Origin of the sequence: Pseudomonas sp. BNK-45 (assembly GCF_047456255.1) — a bacterium.
GTDB lineage: Bacteria > Pseudomonadota > Gammaproteobacteria > Pseudomonadales > Pseudomonadaceae > Aquipseudomonas.
The window spans coordinates 4,579,100-4,599,572 of sequence record NZ_CP179909.1; the positions used below are offsets into that span (position 1 = coordinate 4,579,100).

At 65.6% G+C, this 20,473-nt stretch carries 16 protein-coding genes; 10 read left to right on the forward strand and 6 right to left on the reverse strand.

Features of this window, described 5'->3' with window-relative positions; all coding sequences use genetic code 11:
* Nucleotides 1-5 precede the first annotated feature (5 nt).
* The 4 genes from efeO (ACMGG8_RS20480) to ACMGG8_RS20495 all read left to right on the forward strand — a co-directional run bounded on the left by efeO (ACMGG8_RS20480) (nt 6) and on the right by ACMGG8_RS20495 (nt 4,804).
* Entirely contained in the window at nt 6-1,205 is a 1,200-nt protein-coding gene (efeO, locus tag ACMGG8_RS20480; RefSeq protein WP_414158295.1) for an iron uptake system protein EfeO, read from the forward strand.
* A gap of 15 nt (nt 1,206-1,220) precedes the next feature.
* The gene (gene efeB / locus ACMGG8_RS20485; RefSeq protein ID WP_414158296.1) at nt 1,221-2,531 is read left to right on the forward strand and encodes an iron uptake transporter deferrochelatase/peroxidase subunit; all 1,311 of its coding nucleotides are present in this window, start codon (nt 1,221-1,223) and stop codon (nt 2,529-2,531) included.
* A 34-nt stretch (nt 2,532-2,565) separates the two neighbouring features.
* Nucleotides 2,566-3,390: an iron uptake system protein EfeO gene (gene efeO / locus ACMGG8_RS20490; RefSeq protein WP_060839096.1), complete on the forward strand. Its 825-nt coding sequence runs from the start codon at nt 2,566-2,568 to the stop codon at nt 3,388-3,390.
* A 214-nt stretch (nt 3,391-3,604) separates the two neighbouring features.
* Nucleotides 3,605-4,804, forward strand: a complete 1,200-nt coding sequence (locus tag ACMGG8_RS20495) for an MFS transporter (RefSeq protein WP_060839095.1) — start codon at nt 3,605-3,607, stop codon at nt 4,802-4,804.
* Between the two features lie 120 nt (nt 4,805-4,924).
* Here ACMGG8_RS20495 and pssA read toward each other — a convergent pair whose 3' ends face one another.
* A complete protein-coding gene (gene pssA / locus ACMGG8_RS20500; RefSeq protein ID WP_060843463.1) occupies nt 4,925-6,268 on the reverse strand; it encodes a CDP-diacylglycerol--serine O-phosphatidyltransferase in 1,344 nt (447 codons plus the stop codon).
* Between the two features lie 322 nt (nt 6,269-6,590).
* Here pssA and ACMGG8_RS20505 point away from each other — a divergent pair, with 322 nt between their 5' ends.
* Entirely contained in the window at nt 6,591-7,154 is a 564-nt protein-coding gene (locus tag ACMGG8_RS20505; RefSeq protein ID WP_060839093.1) for a TetR/AcrR family transcriptional regulator, read from the forward strand.
* Nucleotides 7,155-7,212: 58 nt separating this feature from the next.
* Entirely contained in the window at nt 7,213-7,692 is a 480-nt protein-coding gene (locus ACMGG8_RS20510) for a DUF1348 family protein (protein WP_060839092.1), read from the forward strand.
* Between the two features lie 330 nt (nt 7,693-8,022).
* Here the strand turns inward: ACMGG8_RS20510 and sfnG are convergent, their stop codons facing one another.
* Complete coding sequence (gene sfnG / locus ACMGG8_RS20515) at nt 8,023-9,117, reverse strand: dimethylsulfone monooxygenase SfnG (RefSeq protein ID WP_060839091.1); 1,095 nt, start codon at nt 9,115-9,117, stop codon at nt 8,023-8,025.
* Nucleotides 9,118-9,496: 379 nt separating this feature from the next.
* Here sfnG and ACMGG8_RS20520 point away from each other — a divergent pair, with 379 nt between their 5' ends.
* Together ACMGG8_RS20520 and ACMGG8_RS20525 are read left to right on the forward strand one after the other, a co-directional pair.
* A complete protein-coding gene (locus ACMGG8_RS20520; protein ID WP_235758331.1) occupies nt 9,497-10,732 on the forward strand; it encodes an acyl-CoA dehydrogenase family protein in 1,236 nt (411 codons plus the stop codon).
* A gap of 529 nt (nt 10,733-11,261) precedes the next feature.
* Nucleotides 11,262-12,041, forward strand: a complete 780-nt coding sequence (locus tag ACMGG8_RS20525) for a TSUP family transporter (RefSeq protein ID WP_060839089.1) — start codon at nt 11,262-11,264, stop codon at nt 12,039-12,041.
* On the opposite strand, the gene nudC is transcribed toward ACMGG8_RS20525, so the two are convergent.
* From nudC to ACMGG8_RS20545, 4 genes are all read right to left on the reverse strand, one after another.
* Complete coding sequence (gene nudC / locus ACMGG8_RS20530) at nt 12,009-12,839, reverse strand: NAD(+) diphosphatase (protein WP_060843459.1); 831 nt, start codon at nt 12,837-12,839, stop codon at nt 12,009-12,011. The genes ACMGG8_RS20525 and nudC overlap by 33 nt on opposite strands.
* A gap of 6 nt (nt 12,840-12,845) precedes the next feature.
* Complete coding sequence (locus ACMGG8_RS20535) at nt 12,846-13,658, reverse strand: crotonase/enoyl-CoA hydratase family protein (RefSeq protein WP_060839087.1); 813 nt, start codon at nt 13,656-13,658, stop codon at nt 12,846-12,848.
* A gap of 273 nt (nt 13,659-13,931) precedes the next feature.
* Nucleotides 13,932-15,236 carry an ATP-binding protein gene (locus ACMGG8_RS20540; protein WP_060843457.1) on the reverse strand — a complete coding sequence of 435 codons (1,305 nt, stop codon included), beginning with the start codon at nt 15,234-15,236 and terminating at the stop codon, nt 13,932-13,934.
* Between the two features lie 4 nt (nt 15,237-15,240).
* Nucleotides 15,241-15,942 (reverse strand): response regulator transcription factor, encoded by a 702-nt coding sequence (locus ACMGG8_RS20545; RefSeq protein ID WP_060839085.1) that lies wholly within the window; start codon nt 15,940-15,942, stop codon nt 15,241-15,243.
* Between the two features lie 202 nt (nt 15,943-16,144).
* Here ACMGG8_RS20545 and ACMGG8_RS20550 point away from each other — a divergent pair, with 202 nt between their 5' ends.
* Together ACMGG8_RS20550 and ACMGG8_RS20555 are read left to right on the forward strand one after the other, a co-directional pair.
* A complete protein-coding gene (locus tag ACMGG8_RS20550; RefSeq protein WP_060839084.1) occupies nt 16,145-17,299 on the forward strand; it encodes an efflux RND transporter periplasmic adaptor subunit in 1,155 nt (384 codons plus the stop codon).
* 10 nt (nt 17,300-17,309) lie between these two features.
* On the forward strand, nt 17,310-20,408 hold the full coding sequence (locus tag ACMGG8_RS20555; protein ID WP_414158297.1) for a multidrug efflux RND transporter permease subunit: 3,099 nt from the start codon (nt 17,310-17,312) through the stop codon (nt 20,406-20,408).
* Nucleotides 20,409-20,473: the final 65 nt, after the last annotated feature.

Here is a 20,473-nt window from a genome sequence, read left to right on the forward strand (position 1 = left end):
CCCCCATGACCCAGCAAGCCTCTCCCCAGGCCTCGCCCCCCCGCGCCTTGCGCTGGGCGGTTGCCGGCTCGGTGATCGTGATGATCGCCGCCGGCGGGCTGTTCTATTACGCCGCGCAACTGGCCGCCGACAAGCGTCAGGCGCACCAGGGCGAAATCACCCTGACCATCCACCCCAAGGGCTGTGAGCCCAACGCCCTGACCGTTGCGGCCGGGCGTGCCAGCTTTCGCATCGTCAACCGCTCCGAGCGCGCCGTGGAATGGGAAATCCTCGACGGCGTGCTGGTGGTCGAGGAGCGGGAGAACATCGCTCCGGGCCTGAGCCAGGTGATCAACGCCAACCTGCAACCGGGTGACTACGCCATGACCTGCGGACTGTTGAGCAACCCGCGGGGCACCTTGCACGTGACGGCCACCGCCGAGTCCGACGCCCAGGCCAAGGCCGGCCCCTCGCTGCTGGCCTTTGTCGGGCCGCTGTCGGAGTTCCGGGTCTACCTCAGTGTTTCCGGCAGCGCCCTGGTCAAGGCGGTGAGCGCCTTGCAGCAAGCCATCGACGCCGGCGACCTGAAGCAGGCCCAGGCCCTGTACCTGCCGGCCCGTGCCGCCTATCAGCGTCTGGCGCCGGCGGCCCAGCGCCTGGCCGAGCTGGACAACGCCATCAATGCCCGCGCCGACTACTTCGAGCAGCGCGAACAGGACCCGGGCTTTCGCGGCTTCCATCGCCTGGAATACGGCCTGTTCGAGCAACGCGACCTGGCCGGCCTGGCCCCGGTGGCGCAAGGCCTGTCCAGCGATGTGGCCCGTCTCAAGGAACAGTTGCTGGCCCAGACCCTGGCGCCGCAACAGCTGGTCGGCGTGGTGGCGCGCAACATCCGCAGCCTGGCCGCGCAGCGAGCCGGCAGCGGTGAAGAGGAGCGCTACAGCCACAGCGACCTCAACGGTTTTGCCGCCAACCTGGACACCACGCGCAAGGTCGTCGACCTGCTGCGCCCCTTGCTGAGCAAGTCGGCCGCCCCCTTGTTGAACCAGGTGGACGGCGCCACCCAGGCCCTGGCGGCCCGCCTCGACAGCCTGCGCCAAGGGTTTGGCTATGTGGACTACGACCAGGTCAGCGCTGCACAACGCCAAGAGATCGCCGACAAGGCCAAGGCCCTGGCCGACGCCCTCGACGCCATCGACCCCGCACTCGGCCTTTCCGGCCTGTAACCAGACGAGCCTTCCATGAACGATTCAGATCAAGCCACCCCCTCCTTCAGTCCCCAACGCCGGCGCGTACTGCTGGGCATGGGCGCCGCCGGCGTGGCCCTGGCCGGCAGCAGCCTGAGCTGCCCGGCCATGGCCGCCGCGCCGGCCCAGGTCGCCGAAGCCCCGAGCAGCGACCGGACCCTGGACCGTCACGATTTCCACGGCCGGCACCAGAGCGGCATCGTCACCCCACGTCCGGCAGCCGGCATGCTGGTGTCCTTCGATGTCCTGGCCCGCGACCGCGACGAGCTGGAGCGGCTGTTCCGCACCCTCAATGAGCGCATCGCCTTTCTCATGAGCGGCGGCCCGGTGACCCAGGTCGACCCGAAACTGCCGCCCCTGGACTCCGGCATCCTCGGCCCGGTGGTGACCCCGGACAACCTGACCATCACCGTCTCGGTGGGTGCCTCGCTGTTCGACGAGCGCTTCGGCCTGGCCGCCGCCAAGCCCAAGCGCCTGATACGCATGGCGGGATTCCCCAACGACGCCCTGGAGCCGGCCTGCTGCCACGGCGACCTGAGCCTGCAGTTCTGCGCCAACACCGCCGACACCAACATCCACGCCCTGCGCGACATCGTGAAGAACCTGCCCGACCTGCTGCTGGTGCGCTGGAAACAGGAAGGCAGCGTGCCGCCCCAGGCCCCGGCCAAACCCGGCGAGCCGGCGCAGAGCGCGCGCAATTTCCTGGGCTTTCGCGATGGTTCGGCCAACCCCGATTCCAATGACCCACAGGCCATGCAGCAGATCGTCTGGGTTCAGCCCGGCAGCGACGAACCGGCCTGGGCGGCCCATGGCAGCTACCAGGCGGTGCGGATCATCCGCAACTTCGTCGAGCGCTGGGACCGCACCCCGCTGCAAGAGCAGCAAAGCATCATCGGCCGGGTCAAGACCACGGGCGCGCCCATGGACGGCCAGAAGGAAAGCCAGGTGCCTGACTACGACAAGGATCCCCACGGCAAGCTCACCAAGCTCGACGCCCACATCCGCCTGGCCAACCCGCGTACCGCGCAGACCCGGCAGAACCTGATCCTGCGCCGGCCGTTCAACTACTCCAACGGCGTCAACAAGAACGGTCAGCTGGACATGGGCCTGCTGTTCATCTGCTACCAGGCCGACCTGGAGAAAGGCTTCATCGCGGTACAGACCCGCCTCAACGGCGAACCTCTGGAGGAGTACCTCAAGCCCACCGGCGGCGGTTACTTCTTCACCCTGCCGGGGGTCACCGGCGCCGAGGATTTCATCGGCCGCTCGCTGCTCGATGCCACCCGAACGACAGCCACGGCCTGACACCCCAACACCACCACCCCCACGGAAACGTCCCATGAAAAAGTCGCCTCTCGCTGTGTTGCTGACCCTTGGCTTGCTCCACGCTCCCCTGTCGGCGTTCGCCGCCACCGCGCCCCTGGAACTGGTGGGGCCAATCTCCGACTACAAGATCTACGTCACCGCACAGCTCGACGAGCTGGCCAGCCATACTCAGCAGTTCACCGACGCGGTGAAACAGGGCGACCTGGCCACCGCCCGCAAGCTCTACGCGCCGACCCGGGTCTACTACGAATCGATCGAACCGATCGCCGAACTCTTCAGTGACCTCGACGCCGCCATCGACTCCCGGGTCGACGACCACGAGCAAGGCGTCAAGGCCGAAGACTTCACCGGCTTCCACCGCCTGGAATACTCGCTGTTCGCGGAAAACAGCACCGCCGGCCTGGGCGCGCTGGCCGAGCGCCTGAACAAGGACGTCAAGGACCTGCAGACCCGCGTCGCCGGCCTGACCTTCCCGCCGGAAAAGGTCGTGGGAGGCGCCGCCGCGCTGCTGGAAGAAGTGGCCGCGACCAAGATCTCCGGCGAGGAAGACCGCTACAGCCACACCGACCTCTACGACTTCCAGGGCAACATCGACGGCGCGAAGAAAATCGTCGATCTGTTCCGCGGCCAGATCGCCAGGCAGGACCAGGCCTTTGTCGCCAAGGTGGACAAGAACTTCGCCACGGTGAACAGCATCCTGGCCAAGTACAAAACCGCCGACGGCGGCTTCATGACCTACGACAAGGTCAAGGAAAGCGACCGCAAGGCCCTGGTGGGCCCGGTCAACACCCTGGCCGAAGACCTCTCGACCCTGCGCGGCAAACTGGGCCTGAACTGAGCTCGACGCCCAGGCGCCAACACCGGTGGCTCATCGCAACACTCGTAGCAGTGGGCTTGCCGGCGAAAGCGACCTTGAGTCCAACCCCCGTCTCAAGGCCCTCTTCGCCAGCCGATCCCGGGCCAACCACAGCATCGCTGTGCAGATAAGGCTGGGCTGTGACGCGTTATCCCGCTAACGTTCACGGCCCAATCGCTTTCATGGAAGACCCCGCATGTCTCGCCCCTTAGCTGCCGGCGCGCCGCTGACTGCCACGCCCTTCTCGCTGCTGCCGCTGATGGCCGCCTACATGGCCTGCACCATGGCGATGATGGCGTTCGTCTCGCTGATCGGTCCAATCACCCGGGCGCTGGGCCTGGAGACCTGGCACGCCGGCGCCGCGGTGACCGTTTCCGGCGTGATCTGGATGCTCCTGGCGCGCCCCTGGGGCCAGGCCAGCGACCGCTTCGGCCGGCGCCGGGTACTGCTGCTGGGCACCGCCGGCTTCACCCTCGCCTACTGGGCCCTGTGCCTGTTCATCGATCTGTCGCTGCAAAGCGTGCCCAGCGTTGCCATGGCCTTTTTCGGCCTGATGCTCGGCCGCGGCCTGATCGGTGCCTTTTATGCGGCGATTCCGGTGGGCGGCTTCGCCCTGATCGCCGACAACGTCGAACCCGAGCATCGCGCCCGGGCCATGGCCACCCTCGGCGCGGCCAACGCCGTGGGCCTGGTGGTCGGTCCGGCGATTGCCGCGCTGCTGGCCCGCTACAGCCTGAGCCTGCCGTTCTACGCCATGGCGGTGCTGCCGTTGCTGGCGCTCCTGGTGCTGCGCTACAAGCTGCCGCGCCAGGAACTGCACCTCAGGCACACCCCCAGCCAGGTCCGCTTGAACGACCCACGGTTGGTGCGCGCGATGACGGTGGCCTTTGTCGCCATGCTGTGTGTGTCCATCGCCCAGATCACCGTCAGCTTTTATGCCCTGGATCGCCTGCAACTGGACCCGGCCGCCGCGGCACAGACCGCCGGGGTGGCCCTGGCCATGGTCGGCGTGGCGTTGATCTGCGCCCAACTGCTGGTGCGCAAGCTGGAATGGCCGCCCTTGCGGATGATCCGCTACGGCGCGCTGCTCTCGGCCCTGGGGTATGCCGGCAGCATGCTGGTGGACAGCGCCTGGGGCCTGTGGCTGGCGTTCTTTGTTTCGGCGGCGGGCATGGGCGGGGTGTTTCCGTCGTTCTCGGCCCTGGCGGCGAATGCCGTGGAAGCCTCGGAACAAGGCGCGGCCGCCGGCAGCATCGGCGCCGCTCAGGGCCTGGGCGTGGTCATCGGCCCCATGGCCGCCAGCCTGATCTACGCCATCGAACCGCGCCTGCCCTACCTGCTGGCAGCGATCCTGCTGGTACTGATCGCCATCTGGCCACAGCCCCGATCCCTGTAACCGCGGCCGCAGGCTGCGAACGGCTTGGGCGGCATGCCAACGCAGGCAATGGCGCCCCTCTGATCGCTGCAGGTCCTGCGGGCCCTTGCGCAGCCCCGCAGGCTCGGCAGCGACGCCGAGTTACAGCATGCGGTAAAGCAGACGCTCGATACGCACGCGACTGACCCGACGCAGGAACTTGCTCACGGCCTCGGGGTAGTCCACCAGGCTTTCCAGATACTGGAAGTGCTCGATGCGCCGGGTGTGGCGATAGATCAACGCCTGCTCGGCGCTGCGCGCTGGCAGCAACTGGCCCTTGGGGTCGTCCAGCAACAGGGCGTTTTCCAGGTCCAGGCGAAACGCCCGGGGGTTGAGGTTGTTGCCGGTGAGCAAGGTGTAGCGCTCATCGACCCACATGCCCTTGAGGTGATAGGTGTTGTCGCCGTCACGCCACAGGTGCAGGTTCAACTGGCCGCTGTCGATCACCTTCTGATGCCGCTTGGCGAAGCGCCGCAGGCTGATCTCGTACAGGTACGGCAGCGCCGCGATCACCTTGAATGGCTCGCTGGGGGGGATATAGAAGTCGTTGGCGGTCTTGTCGCCGACGATGATGTCGATCTTCACCCCACGCTCCAGGGCCCGGTTGATTTCCCGGGTCACCGGCAGCGGCAGGTTGAAATACGGGGTGCAGATGGTCAGCTGGCGCTGGGCGCCGGCGATCAGCTCGCAGATCACCCGGTTCAGCGGGTTGCCCTTGCCGACCCCGAGCAATGGACTGACCGAGAGCTCGCTCTTGTCCAGGCTGCCGGCGGTGGTGTCGTAGGTGGCGTGCTTGAGACGGCTGCGCAGATCGCCGATGTCGTTGCGCAAGCTGCGGGTGCTGGGCAGGTTCGGCAGGTCCAGGCGATGCACCGCCCGCGAGGCCACCAGGCCGTGCTGCACCAGGTGCTGCATGGAATCGGCCAGGGCCTGGTTGTGCAGCAGGTGGTAACGGTCGAAGCGGTATTTGTCGAACTTGTGCAGGTAGACGTTATTCAGGCTGGCGCCGCTGTAGAGCACGCAGTCGTCGATGACGAACCCCTTGAGGTGCAGCACCCCGAACAGCTCCCGGGTCTGCACCGGCACGCCGTAGATCGGCACTTCGCTAGCGTGGGTGCGGGTCATGTGCTGGTACCAGGCCGAATTGCCCGGCTGCTTGCCGGCACCGATCAGGCCGCGCTGAGCGCGCAACCAGTCGACCACGACCACCACGTCCAGCTCCGGGCGGGCGGCCTTGGCGGCGTGCAGGGCATCAAGGATCTCCTGGCCGGCTTCGTCCTGTTGCAGGTACAGGGCAACGATGTAGATACGCCGGGTGGCCTGGGCGATTTGCTCCAGCAGCGTGCGGCGAAATTGTGCAGCACCGGTCAGCGTGGTGAAGGCCTCGGCAGCCAGCGGAAAGCTGCGCAGCTTGGGCAGCAGGGAACGTTTGAAAAGCGACGGCATAGGGCTCGCAGTGGCTCAAATCCAAAGAGCGCAAGAGCTTACACCATGGAACAGGCTGAGTCCCCTGCCCGACCTGTACAAGACCATTCCCCGCCCTGAACGGCGAGATACTGCGCAGCCTTCACTGGCAGCCAGCGCCTGCATAGGCAACCGCAGCCCCTGATTCGGTAGGAGCCGGCTTGCCGGCGAAGAGGCCTGCGGATGCTGCGCAAGACCCGATGACGCCTTCGCTGGCAAGCCAGCTCCTACATGGCAGGGGAACTTTGATGGCCAACGAAATAATTATTTGACCAAGGAGAACGATCGTTCTACTCTTTGCTCCATGAACGAAATCACTCCCTCTGAAACACGCGACATTATCCTCGACGTCACCGAGAAGCTGATCTACAAGAGCGGCATTGCCGCCACTGGCATGGATCTGTTGGTGAAGACCGCCGGGGTGTCGAGAAAGAGCGTCTATCGCTATTTCAGCAACAAGGACGAACTGGTGGTGGCCGCCCTGGAGCGTCGCGACCAGCGCTGGATGCACTGGTACAGGACCGAAGTGAACCGGGCCGAAGGCTCTGCGCAGCGGCTGCTGGCGCTGTTCAGCGTGCTCAAGGGCTGGTTCGAATCCGAAGGTTTTCGCGGCTGCGCCTTTATCAACACCAGCGGTGAGACTGGCGATCCACAAGACCCGGTGCGCCAGGTGGCGAAACAACATAAACAGAAACTGCTCGATTACGTGACCGAGCTTTGCCAGGAACATGGCGTGCAACATCCCGAGGGACTGGCAGCGCAACTGCTGATCCTGATCGATGGCGCCATTACCGTTGCCCTTGTCATGGGCGATCACAGTGCTGCTGATAATGCGCAATGCATGGCGCGAAAGTTATTGGACCTCTGATTGTTTTAAACAAGAGCAACTTCTTTGTTTGAACAGCAACTTTCATTGGAGACAGATCATGTCGTCTAACGCTCAAGTGCGCCCGCCCCTTCCGCCTTTCACTCGCGAGTCGGCGATTGAAAAGGTCCGTCTGGCCGAAGATGGCTGGAACTCCCGGGACCCGGAGCGGGTATCCCTGGCCTACACCCTGGATACCCAATGGCGCAACCGCGCCGAGTTCGCCCACAACCGCGAAGAGGCCAAGGCCTTCCTCACCCGCAAATGGGCCAAGGAGCTGGATTACCGTCTGATCAAGGAACTCTGGGCCTTTACCGACAACCGCATCGCCGTGCGTTACGCCTATGAATGGCACGACGATTCCGGCAACTGGTTCCGCTCCTACGGCAACGAGAACTGGGAGTTCGACGAACAAGGCCTGATGGCCCGGCGTTTCGCCTGCGTCAACGACCTGCCGATCAAGTCAACCGAGCGTAAGTTCCACTGGCCCCTGGGCCGGCGCCCGGATGACCATCCAGGCCTTAGCGACCTGGGCCTGTAACCCGGCCCAAGGTTCTTTTACCTAGCGCACCCGTAGGAGCTGGCTTGCCAGCGAAGGCATCCTCAAGCCCTGCACCGAGGCCAAAGGCCCTTTCGCCGGCAAGCCGGCTCCTACACAGCAACCTCGCGCAACACCTTCCCGTAGGAGCTGGCTTGCCAGCGAAGGCGTCCTCAAGCCTTGCACCAGACCCAGAGGCCCTTTCGCCGGCAAGCCGGCTCCTACACAGCAACCTCGCACAACACCTTCCCGTAGGAGCTGGCTTGCCAGCGAAAGCGTCCGCAAGCCTTGCATCAGGCTGGTGAACCGCTTCGCCGGCAAGCAAGGCACCGTTCACGCCGCCGCTTCTTGTTCCTTGAGCCGGGCCTGGGCTTCCAGCTCCCGCACCAGGGGCAATACCCGCTTGCCGAAGTATTCGACCTCTTCCTGGAAATGCAGGAAACCCGCCAGCACCAGGTCCACCCCCACCGCCTTCAGGTCGACGATGCGCTGGGCAATCTGTTGCGGGGTGCCGATCAGGTTGGTCTTGAAGCCGTCGTTGTATTGCACCAGGTCCTCGAAACTGGACTTGGCCCAGTTACCCTCGCCTTCGGGCGAGGCCTTGCCGGCCTGCCTGGCGGCGTCACCAAAGGCGTTCACCGCCTCCGGATCGGCCTTGTCGATAATCTCCGCCAGCACCGCCCGGGCTTCTTCCTCGGTGTCCCGGGCGATCACAAAGGCATTCACCCCGACTTTCACCGAGTGCTGGTTGGCCGCCGCCTTGCTGCGGATGTCGTCCACCTGGGCCTTGATGCCTTCAACGCTGTTGCCATTGGTGAAGTACCAGTCCGACACCCTGGCCGCCATGTCCCGCGCCGCCCGCGAGCTGCCGCCCTGGAAGATCTCCGGCCGGCCCAGGGGCTTGGGCTTGAGGCTGTAGTTGTCAAAGCGATAGAAGTCGCCTTTGAAGGTGAAGTGGTCCTGGCTCCAGATGCCCCGCAGGGAACGGATGAATTCCTCGGACCGGCGATAGCGCTCGTCGTGCTCCAGCCAGTGTTCGCCGATGGCCTGGAACTCGCCCTTGAACCAGCCGCTGACGATGTTCACCGCGATCCGGCCGTTGGTCAGTTGATCGATGGTGGCCAGCTGCTTGGCCGCCAGCGCCGGTTGCCAGGGCCCGGGCAGAATCGCCGCGATCACCTTGAGCTTGCTGGTGGCGGCCAGCAGCGCGTGGCTGAAGGCCACCGACTCGTGCTGGTACTCGGCGCCGTACCCGGCAGTGAAGCGGATCTGGGTCAGGGCGTATTCGAAGCCGGCCTCCTCGGCGATCTGTGCCAGTTTGCGGTTGTAGTCGATGCCCCAGTGGGTGCGCTGCTCGATCTTGCTCACCACCAGACCACCGCTGACGTTGGGCACCCAATAGGCAAATTTGACGGCTTGCTGACTCATGGCTCGGTCCTCGGGACAGGTAAAGGTGCAAGGACCAGAGCAGCAAGCGTGCCAGTCACCGTCGGGGCCCAGGCTCGACCGGCCCAAGACGCTTCGCGGCCCCCGACCAAAGCGCGCCGGGCCGGGCTCCGGTCCCCTGGCAGGCGACGCCGGCGCCCTGGCTGCAGCGGGTCGGCCAAAGCCCCTGCCCGCGGCGAGCGGGCCGTCGAAACACCGCGCAAACAGACGATTTGTTGATCAAGTGTTGTCCCGGCAACAGTTGACTGACCCTCCCCTGGGCCCATCCCCAGGCAGACCGGGCTGCGGGATGTCGGCATGCTGTGTGCAAAGACCCGCCCAGACACCCATTGTTTTTTCTGCCGAACCCAGGAGCTACGCCATGACTGAACACCAGGTAATCAATCCATTGTCCTTGGGGGTCGATTACGAGCCTCTGGCCGAGCGCTTCCGACCGATCTTCCAGCGCATCGCCGCCGGAGCCGTGGAGCGCGAGCACAGTCGCACCTTGCCTTATGAACCCATCCAATGGCTCAAGGAGGCCGGCTTCGGTGCCCTGCGAGTGCCCGTGGAATATGGCGGCGGCGGTGCCTCCCTGCCCCAGCTGTTCCAGCTGCTGATCGAGCTGGCCGAAGCCGACGCCAATGTGCCCCAGGCCCTGCGCGGCCACTTCGCCTTTGCCGAGGACCGCCTCAATGCTCCGCCCGGGCCGGGTCGGGACCTGTGGTTCAAGCGCTTTGTCGAGGGCGATATCGTCGGCTGCGCCTGGACCGAAATCGGCGCGGTGGAGATTGGCCAGGTGATAACCAAGGTGACGCCGGACGGCGAAAAATGGCGCCTCAACGGCGAGAAGTTCTACAGCACCGGAAGCATTTTCTCCGACTGGATCGACGTCTATGCCCAGCGCAGCGACACCGGCGGCGATGTGATCGCGGCGGTGCGCACCCGCCAGCCGGGCATCCAGCAGAGCGATGACTGGGACGGTTTCGGCCAGCGCACCACCGGCAGTGGCACCTCGCGCTTCAACGACGCCGAAGTCGAGGCCGAGAACATCATCGACTTCGCCACCCGCTTCAAATACCAGACGGCCTTCTACCAACTGGTGCTGCTGGCGACCCTGGCCGGGATCGGCCGCGCCGCGCTGCGCGATGTGGCCCACGAAGTGCGGGTGCGCAAGCGCATCTACAGCCACGGTAACGCGCCTCAGGTCAGCGCCGACGCCCAGGTGCAGCAAGTGGTGGGCGAGATTGCCGCCCTGGTGTATGCGGCCGAGGCCGCGGCGGTCCGCGCGGCGGCACCGGCCCAGCAGGCCTACCTGGCGCGCTTTGCCGGGGATGAGGTGAAGGAACGAGCGGCCAATGTGGCGGCGGAAATCGAATCGGCCACGGCCCAGGTGGTGGTCACCGAACTGATCCAGCGCGCCACCAGCGAACTGTTCAACGCCCTCGGGGCCTCGGACATTCGCCAGGGCAAGGCCCTGGACCGGCACTGGCGCAACGCGCGGACCGTGTCTTCGCACAACCCGGTGATCTACAAGGCGCGGATTATCGGTGACTGGCAGATCAACGGCACCGAGCCGCCCTTTGTCTGGCAGATCGGCAACGGCCCGCAACGCTGACCCTTCCCTGCACCGTCCGTAGGAGCTGGCTTGCCAGCGAGGGCGTCCTCTGATCATGCGCAAGGCTCAAAGGCCCATTCGCCGGCAAGCCGGCTCCTACGCTTTCCGGGCCCTGCGCCGTCCTTAGGAGCTGGCTTGCCAGCGAGGGCGTCCTCCGATCGTGCGCAAGGCTCAAAGGCCCATTCGCCGGCAAGCCGGCTCCTACGCTTTCCGGGCCTGCGCCGTCCGTAGGAGCTGGCTTGCCAGCGAGGGCGTCCTCCGATCGTGCGCAAGGCTCAAAGGCCCATTCGCCGGCAAGCCGGCTCCTACGCTTTCCGGGCCCTGCGCCGTCCGTAGGAGCTGGCTTGCCAGTGAGGGCGTCCTCCGATCGTGCGCAAGGCTCAAGGACCCATTCGCCGGCAAGCCGGCTCCTACGATAGGGGTACCAGACCAAGGTCGAGGCGGTCGCGCAGCGGGCGGGGTTGCAGGTAAGATGGCGATCTTTCGCGCAGCCCCCTTTGCGCTTCCCGCCGAACAATAAGCCGAATCCATGCCCTTCGAACTCAGCGTAGACCTGACCACCCTCGCCATCCTTGCCCTCGTGGCCTTCATCGCCGGTTTCATCGACGCCATTGCCGGCGGTGGTGGCCTGCTGACCACGCCCGCCCTGCTGACCGCGGGCTTGCCGCCGCATCTGGTACTGGGCACCAACAAGCTCAGCTCGACCTTCGGCTCGGCCACCGCCAGTTTCACCTTCTATCGGCGCAAGCTGTTCCACCCGCGGCAGTGGATGCACGCCATCATCGGCACCCTGGTGGGGGCGCTGACCGGAGCCATCGTCGCCCATTACCTGCCGGCCGAGTGGCTGAACAAGATGCTGCCGGTGATCGTCTTCGCCTGTGGCCTGTACCTGCTGTTCGGCGGCACGCCCAAGGCGCCGCTGGACAGCGATGCACCGATCAAGAAGAAGTGGCAGTCGAGCCAGGGCTTCAGCCTGGGCTTCTATGACGGCGTGGCCGGACCCGGCACCGGGGCGTTCTGGACCGTGAGCAGCCTGCTGCTCTACCCCATCGATCTGGTCAAGGCCAGCGGTGTGGCCCGCAGCATGAACTTCGTCAGCAACATCGCGGCGCTGTCGGTGTTCGTGTTCTCCGGGCAGGTGGACTGGATCATCGGCCTGTGCATGGGCCTGTCGGTGATGGTCGGGGCCTTCTTCGGGGCACGCACCGCGATCAGCGGTGGTGCCAAGTTCATTCGCCCGGTGTTCATCACCGTGGTTCTCGGGTTGACCGTGCGCCTAGCCTGGCAGCACTGGTTCAGCGTGGCCTAGGCGACGCGCCACGTAGAGATCGATCAGGTAGCGGGCAATCGAGCGCGAGGCCGGCAACGGCGGTAGCGCATGGACGTTGAACCACTGGGCGTCCTCGATCTCGTCTTCCTGGGGCACGATCTCGCCGCCGGCGTATTCGGCATGGAAGCCCAGCATCATCGAGTGCGGGAACGGCCAGCACTGGCTGCCCACGTACTGGATGTTCTTGACCTCGATGCTCACCTCCTCGCGCACCTCGCGAATCAGGCAGTCCTCCGCCGACTCGCCGGGCTCGGCAAAGCCGGCCAGGGTGCTGTAGACCCCGGTAACGAAACGCGGCGAACGGGCCAGCAGCACTTCATCGCCACGGGTGACCAGCACGATCATGCTCGGTGAAATGCGCGGGTAGGCCCGCAGATCGCAGGACTCGCAGTACATCGCCCGCTCCCCGGGCACCTGCACATTGGGCCGGCCGCAACTGCCGCAGAAACGATGTTCCCGGGCCCAGGTGCCAATCTGGGCGGCGTAGCCCAGGACCTTGTACAGGGTGTGATCGCCCTCCAGCATGAAGGCCCGTAGGCCTTTCCAGCCGCAGCCGGGCACCTCGGCGCGTCCACTGAGCTCCAGCAGGTACACCGGCTCGCCATCGAGGTGGCCGATGCCGTGCTCGGCCAGCAGCGGCAGGTCCTGGCCCTTGAGCCAGTGCCGGGGAAACAGCGCGCCGTTGTCGTCATAGAGAAAGCCGTCCGGGCCACGGGCCACGGCCCAGCCGCCGGGAAGTTCGGTATCCAGTACTGCGGTGGTCCAGCGTTCAATCATCGTCTATCAATCCAGAAATTCGGGTTTCTGTTTGCTCATGTGGGCGGCAATGGCCACACGCAAGTCGGTGGATTGCAACATGGCGGCGTTCCAGGTGGCGACATATTCCAGGCCGTCGTCGATCCGGTGGTCACGCATGTAGCTGAGCATTTCCTTGGTGCCGCTGACGGCGATCGGCGACTTGGCGGCAATCTCCCGGGCAATCTCCATGACCCCGTCCAGCAGGCTTGAGGCATCGCTGTAGGTGCGATTGACCAGGCCGATGCGGCGCGCCTCCTCGGCACCGAAGGTGCGCCCAGTGTAGGCCAGCTCGCGCAGCATGCCGTCGCCGATGATACGCGGCAAACGTTGCAGTGTGCCGACATCCGCCGCCATGCCGATGTCGATTTCCTTGATCGAGAACTGCGCGTCATCGGCGGCATACCGCATGTCGCAGGCGCTGATCAGGTCGATGGCGCCGCCCAGGCAGTAGCCCTGGATCGCTGCCAGCACCGGCTTGCGGCAGTTGTCCACGGCATTGAAGGAGGATTGCAGCTGGAGAATCTTGCGCCGCAGCAGGCGCGCATTGCGGCCCACGTCCTTGCCCAGTTCGTTGGCCACCCCGGCCAGCATCATCAGATCGATGCCCGAGGAAAAATGCTTGCCGGCGCCGCTGAGCACCACCACCCGCACCGCGTCGGTGTCGTCGATCCAGCGGAAGATCTCGACGATTTCGCTCCAGAACGCGGCGTTCATCGCGTTGATCTTCTCCGGGCGATTGATCTGCACATGGGCGATGTTGTCAGCGAGTTCGACGCGAAAGGCTTGGTATTCGGACATGGCAGTGATCCTTTACTGGGCGGAAAATGAGGCCCGAACTATAGCAAGCGACGGTGACGAGCCGTAAGGCAGCGCATTGGCCAAAAGCGGGACTGGCCGCAGGCTGGCGCGCGCCCTTGAAGGCACACCGGTTTGTGTAGCCGCTGCCGCAGGCTGCGAACGGGCCCTAAGGGCACGCTGGAGCAGACGCCGCGTTGTTGCAGCTTTGCGCCGACTGCGTCGGCGATCGCAGCCGCGCAGGTTCGGCAGCGGCTACAAGGCGGTGGGCGCCGTTCAGCGAGTGGTCGGGGGCGGCAGGCTCAGGCGAAAACGCGCGCCCCCCAGGGGCGAGGCCTCGACGGTCAGGGTGCCGTCCTGGGCTTCCAGGGCGCGGCGGCTGATGGCCAGCCCCAGGCCAAAACCGCCGGTGGAGCGGTCGCGGCTGCGATCCAGGCGATAGAACGGCTCGAACACTCGTTCGCGCTCATCGTCGGGAATGCCAATGCCGTCATCGTCGACCCAGATTTCGCAGCGCTCGTCGCTCACCAGCACCCCGACCTGGATGCGTTTTTCACAGTAGCGGGTGGCGTTGCGCAGCAGGTTCTGCAGGGCCCGGGCGGTGAGCCGCGGGTCCAGGGTGAAGCGCTCCAGGGTGCCGTGCAGCAGCACATCGATGACCAGCTCCGACTCCAGCTCGTCATCGACGCTGCCGAGGATGCTGTCAATGAACTCGTCCAGGGACACCTCGACCTGCTCCGGCAGGCAGGCCGGGTTCTGCAGGCGGCTGTAGGACAGCAGTTCCAGCACCAGTTCATCCAGCTCGCGAATATGCGCCACCAGCCCCTGCAGGCGCTCGCGGCTGGCCGCGGGCAGATCGTCGGAGAGCACCAGGGCCAGGCCGAAATCCAGTCGGGTCAAGGGGGTGCGCAGCTCATGGGACACAGCGTTGAGCAGGTCCCGCTGCTGATTGAGCAACTGCTCGATGTCCCCGGCCATGGTGTCGAAGACATGGGCCAGGCTGCCGATGTTGGAACTGCCGGGCAGCTGCGTGCGCTCGCTCAGGTGCCCCTTGCCGAAACGCTCGGCGGTGCGTTTCAGGCGCTCCAGGTCGCGCCAGTGCGGCCTGACCCAGAGCAGCAGGCAAGCCAGCAGCACCGCGACGATCAGTACGTTGATGCTCCAGTACAGCAGGTTGACGTCCAGCGGATCCGGCGGCACCACCAGCTTGACCGCCAGTTGCTCGTCCAGCGGCGACACCGCCAGGGTGCGCCAGCCCCAGTCCCCCAGGCGGACCACCTTTTCACCGCGGGCCAGGCGTTCGCGCTCATACAGGCTGAAGTCCGGGTCGTCGATGCGCACCAGGGCCACTTGCAGCGGATGGAATTCCTGGTCCATTTCCTTGACCAGATCCGGCCACTGCGCGGCGGGAACCGCGCGGAACTGCTTGACGATCAGGCCTTGCAGGCCTCGGGACTGTTCCAGGTTGTAATCCACGAAGCGCTCGTGGAAGACCTTGATCACCAGGTCCGGAATCAGGTAGATCGCCGCGCTGAAGGCGACGATGGTAATCAGGTACAGCCGGACCAGGATGCGCAGCATGGAATCAGCATTCCCACTCGGAACGGCTGAACAGGTAGCCCTTGCCCCACACGGTCTTGATCTTGCGCGCTTCGCCGGCGTGGTCGTCGAACTTGCGCCGCAGCTTGGAAATGGCCACGTCCACCGAGCGGTCGGTGCCGTTGAACTCGATGCCCCGCAGCCGCTGGAGGATCTGGTCGCGGCTCAGCACTTCGCCGGCATGCCGGGCCAGCACCACCAGCAGGTTGTACTCGCCACTGGACAGCTCCACCAACTGCTCGCGCCAGGTCACGGTGCGCTCGCACAGGTCGATGCACAGGTTGCCCATGAGGATCTGGTCGCTGGCCGCCTGCGGCTCGCCGAGGCTGCTGCGGCGCAGCAAGGTGCGCACCCGGGCCAGAAGCACTCGCGGTTCGCAAGGTTTTGTCACATAGTCGTCGGCGCCCATTTCCAGACCCAACACCTGATCATGGCTATCATCGCGGGCGGTCAGCATCAGGATCGGCAAGGTGGCCGAGTCGGCACGCAACAAGCGACAGACCTGCAGGCCATCCAGGCCCGGCAGCATCAGGTCGAGGATCACCAGATCCGGCGGGCTGGCCTTGGCCCGTTCGCGCACCTGATCGCCGCGACTGATCACACTGACCTGATAGCCATTGCGCTCCAGGTAGCTGGCAATCAGCTCCGAGAGCGCGGTGTCGTCTTCGACAAGAAGAATATTGGGCATGACAAGAGGTCTTTATTGAAGAAATACAGAGTAGCGGTGTTCCTTATAGAGCACCGGGCCACCGCAGCAAGGCGCCAAGGATATACAACACTCATCGCGCAAGCGCGCCCGCTTCACACTTTTTCACACAGCACCTACACAGCTTCACAGCGGGCCTTGACCCATGCCCTTAGCATGCCGAGGTCATTATTGGGGTATCAGCATGTCGAATAAACTCCTCGCGCCACTCTGCCTGCTGGTTCTGGCGACGGCGTTGAGCGCCTGCAGCAAGACCGAAGGCGAACAGGCACCGCCAACCGCCACCGTGCGGATCGAGACGGTGCAGAGCCAGGCCCTGTCCATCACCAGCGAACTGAGCGGACGCATCGCTGCGCCGCGCAGCGCCGAAGTGCGCGCCCGGGTGGCCGGCGTGGTGTTGCAGCAGACCTTCCGCGAGGGCTCGGACGTCAAGCAGGGCGATGTGCTGTTCCGCATCGATCCGGCGCCCTTCCAGGCCGACCTGGACAGCGCCCGGGCCAACCTGCGCAAGGCCGAGGCCAGTGCCTTCCAGGCGCGCCTGCAGGAACAGCGCTTTGCCAAGCTGATCGCCGACCAGGCCATCAGCGGCCAGGAATACGACAACGCCCGGGCGACCCGGCGCCAGGCCGACGCCGAAGTGGCGGCCAATCAGGCCGCGGTCAAGCGCGCCAAGCTCAACCTGGACTTCGCCACCGTCACCGCACCGATTTCCGGACGGGTCGGCCGGGCCCTGGTCACCGAGGGCGCCCTGGTGGGCCAGAACGAATCCACCCCCATGGCGCTGATCCAGCAGTTGAACCCGATCCACGCCGACCTGACCCAATCCACCCGCGAGCTCAACGAGCTGCGCCGGGCCTTGCGCGCCGGGCAGTTGCAGCAGGTTGGCAAGGACCAGGCCAAGGCCACCCTGATCCAGGACGACGGCAGCCTCTACCCGTTGCCGGGCAAGCTGCTGTTCGCCGATATCAGCGTCGACCCGGGCACCGGGCAGATCATCCTGCGCAGCGAGTTCCCCAATCCGGACCTCGACCTGCTGCCGGGCAGCTTCGTGCGCGTGCGCCTGGAACAGGCCGTCAACCAGCAAGGCATCAGCGTGCCGCAACGGGCCATCCAGCGTGACAGTGCCGGTATCGCCCAGGTGCTGCTGGTAGATGCCGAGAACCGCGTGGTGCAGCACCCGGTGCAACTGGGCGGGGTGCAGAAAGACCGCTGGATCGTCACCGAGGGCCTCAAGCCCGGTGACCGAGTCATTGTCGAAGGCTTGCAGCACGCCCGTCCCGGCGAGCCGGTGCAGATCGACACCACTCCCCTTGCACTCGCCCAGCCCGCTGGCCAGTAGGTAGTACGACATGCCGCAATTCTTTATTGACCGCCCGGTCTTTGCCTGGGTGGTCGCCTTTTTCATCCTCCTGGGTGGCGCCCTAGCAATTCCCCAGTTGCCGGTGGCGCAGTACCCCAACGTGGCTCCGCCGCAGATCGAGATCTACGCCGTCTATCCCGGCGCCTCGGCGCAGACCCTGGACGAATCGGTGGTCAGCCTGATCGAGCAGGAGCTCAACGGCGCCGATCACCTGCTGTACTTCTCCTCCCAGAGCAGCCTGGGCAGCGCCACCATCACCGCGACCTTCCAGCCCGGCACCAATCCGGAGCTGGCCCAGGTCGATGTGCAGAACCGCCTCAAGGCGGTGGAGCCACGTCTGCCCCAGGCCGTGACCCAGCAAGGCCTGCAGGTGGAGAAGGTGTCCGCCGGCTTCCTGCTGCTGATCACCCTGACCTCCAACGACGGGCGCCTGAGCAACGTCGGCCTCAGCGACTACCTGGCGCGCAACGTGATGAACGAGATTCGTCGCGTGGACGGCGTCGGCAAGGCCCAGCTGTACGGCGCCGAACGGGCCATGCGCATCTGGGTCGACCCGCAGAAACTGGTCGGTTTCAACCTCACCCCGGCGGACGTCAATGCCGCGGTCGCGGCGCAGAACGCCCAGGTCCCGGCCGGCAGCATCGGCGACCTGCCCAACCCGTCCAGCCAGGAAATCACCGCGACCATTCTGGTCAAGGGCCAGCTGACCACCCCCGAAGAGTTCGCCGACATCGTGCTGCGGGCCAACCCGGACGGTTCCACGGTGCGCATCGGCGATGTGGCGCGGGTGGAAGTGGGTAGCCAGGAATACCAGTTCGGCACGCGCCTGAACGGCAAGCCGTCCACCGCGGTCGGTGTGCAGCTGTCGCCCGGGGCCAACGCCCTGAGCACCGCGACCCTGATCCGCGCCAAGATGGACGAGCTGTCGCGCTACTTCCCGGCGGGAGTGGAATACAAGATCCCCTACGACACCTCGCCGTTCGTCAAGGTTTCGATCACCAAGGTGATCTACACCCTGCTCGAAGCCATGGCCCTGGTGTTCCTGGTGATGTTCCTGTTCCTGCAGAACATCCGCTACACCCTGATCCCGACCCTGGTGGTGCCGGTGGCGCTGATGGGCACCTTCGCCACCATGCTGGCCCTGGGGTTCTCCATCAACGTGCTGACCATGTTCGGCATGGTGCTGGCCATCGGCATCCTGGTGGACGACGCCATCGTGGTGGTGGAGAACGTCGAGCGGATCATGGCCACCGAGGGCCTGTCGCCCAAGGACGCCACGCGCAAGGCGATGAAGCAGATCACCGGAGCCATCATCGGCATCACCCTGGTGCTGGTGGCGGTGTTCATTCCCATGGCCTTCATGCCGGGCTCGGTGGGGGTGATCTATCAGCAGTTCTCCCTGTCCATGGCCACCTCGATCCTGTTCTCGGCGTTCCTCGCCCTGACCCTGACTCCGGCCCTGTGCGCCACCCTGCTCAAGCCCATCGCCGCCGGCGAGCACCATGAGCGCAAGGGCTTCTTCGGCTGGTTCAACCGGCGCTTCGAACGCCTGAGCAACAGCTACGAGGGCGGCGTGAGCTACGCCCTCAAGCGCACTGGCCGCTACCTGCTGATCTACGTCGCGCTGCTGGCGATCATGGCGCTGCTGTTCAGTCGCCTGCCCTCCTCCTTCCTGCCGGTGGAGGATCAGGGCTACACCATCACCGACATCCAGCTGCCGCCCGGCGCCAGCCAGAACCGCACGGTCAAGGTGGTGGAGCAGATCGAAACGCACAACGCCGGCGAGCCGGGCGTGGGCGACAGCACCGTTATCCTCGGCTTCAGCTTCTCCGGTAGCGGACAGAACGCGGCGTTGGCCTTCACCACCCTCAAGGACTGGTCGCAACGGGGCAGCGACGACTCGGCCATGGCCATCGCCGACCGGGCCAACGCGGCGCTGAGCGCAATCAAGGACGCCGTGGTCTACGCCGTGCTGCCGCCACCGATCGACGGCCTGGGCACCTCCAGCGGCTTCGAGTTCCGTCTGCAGGATCGGGGTGGCGTCGGCCATGCCGCGCTGATGCAGGCCCGGACCGAGCTTCTGGCGGCCACGGAAAAGAGCCCGATCCTGGCCAACGTCCGCGAAAGCGCCCTGTCCGAAGCGCCCCAGGTGCAACTGGAAGTGGACCGCAAGCAGGCCAATGCCCTGGGCGTGTCCTTCGCCGATATCGGCAACCTGCTGTCCACCGCCTTGGGCTCGGCCTACATCAACGACTTCCCCAACCAGGGACGGATGCAGCGGGTGGTGGTCCAGGCCGAAGGCGACCAGCGCAGTCAGGTCGAGGACCTGCTGCGGATGCAGGTGCGCAACAGCGCCGGCAAGATGGTGCCGCTGTCAGCCTTCGTCCGCGCCAGCTGGACCCTGGGTCCGGCCCAGCTGACCCGCTACAACGGCTACCCGGCCATCGCCATCTCCGGCGAGCCGGCTCCGGACCACAGCACCGGTGAAGCCATGCAGGAAATCGAGCGGCTGGTGAGCCAGTTGCCCGCCGGCCTGGGCCTGGAGTGGACCGGCCTGTCGCTGCAGGAACGCCTCTCGGGCAGCCAGGCGCCGCTGTTGCTGGGGCTGTCGCTGCTGATCGTGTTCCTGTGCCTGGCGGCGCTGTATGAAAGCTGGTCGATTCCGACCTCGGTGCTGCTGGTGGTGCCCCTGGGGGTGCTGGGCGCGGTGCTGGCGGTGAGCGTGCGCGGGATGCCCAACGACGTGTTCTTCAAGGTCGGCCTGATCACCATCATCGGCCTGTCGGCGAAGAACGCGATCCTGATCATCGAGTTCGCCAAGAGCCTGTACGACGAAGGCCACGACCTGATCGACGCCACGGTGCAGGCCGCGCGCCTACGCCTGCGGCCGATCGTCATGACCTCCCTGGCCTTCATCCTCGGCGTGGTGCCCCTGGCCATCGCCACCGGCGCCAGTTCCGCCAGCCAGCAAGCCATCGGCACCGGGGTGATCGGCGGCATGATCACCGCGACCCTGGCGGTGATCTTCGTCCCGGTGTTCTTCGTGGTGGTGATGAAGCTGGTCAAGCGCGGCTCGACCAAGGGCTGAAGCCCTCACGGCGGGCCCCATGACGGGGCCCGCACCTTCTACCCTGAGAGCCCCTGCTAAAAAGC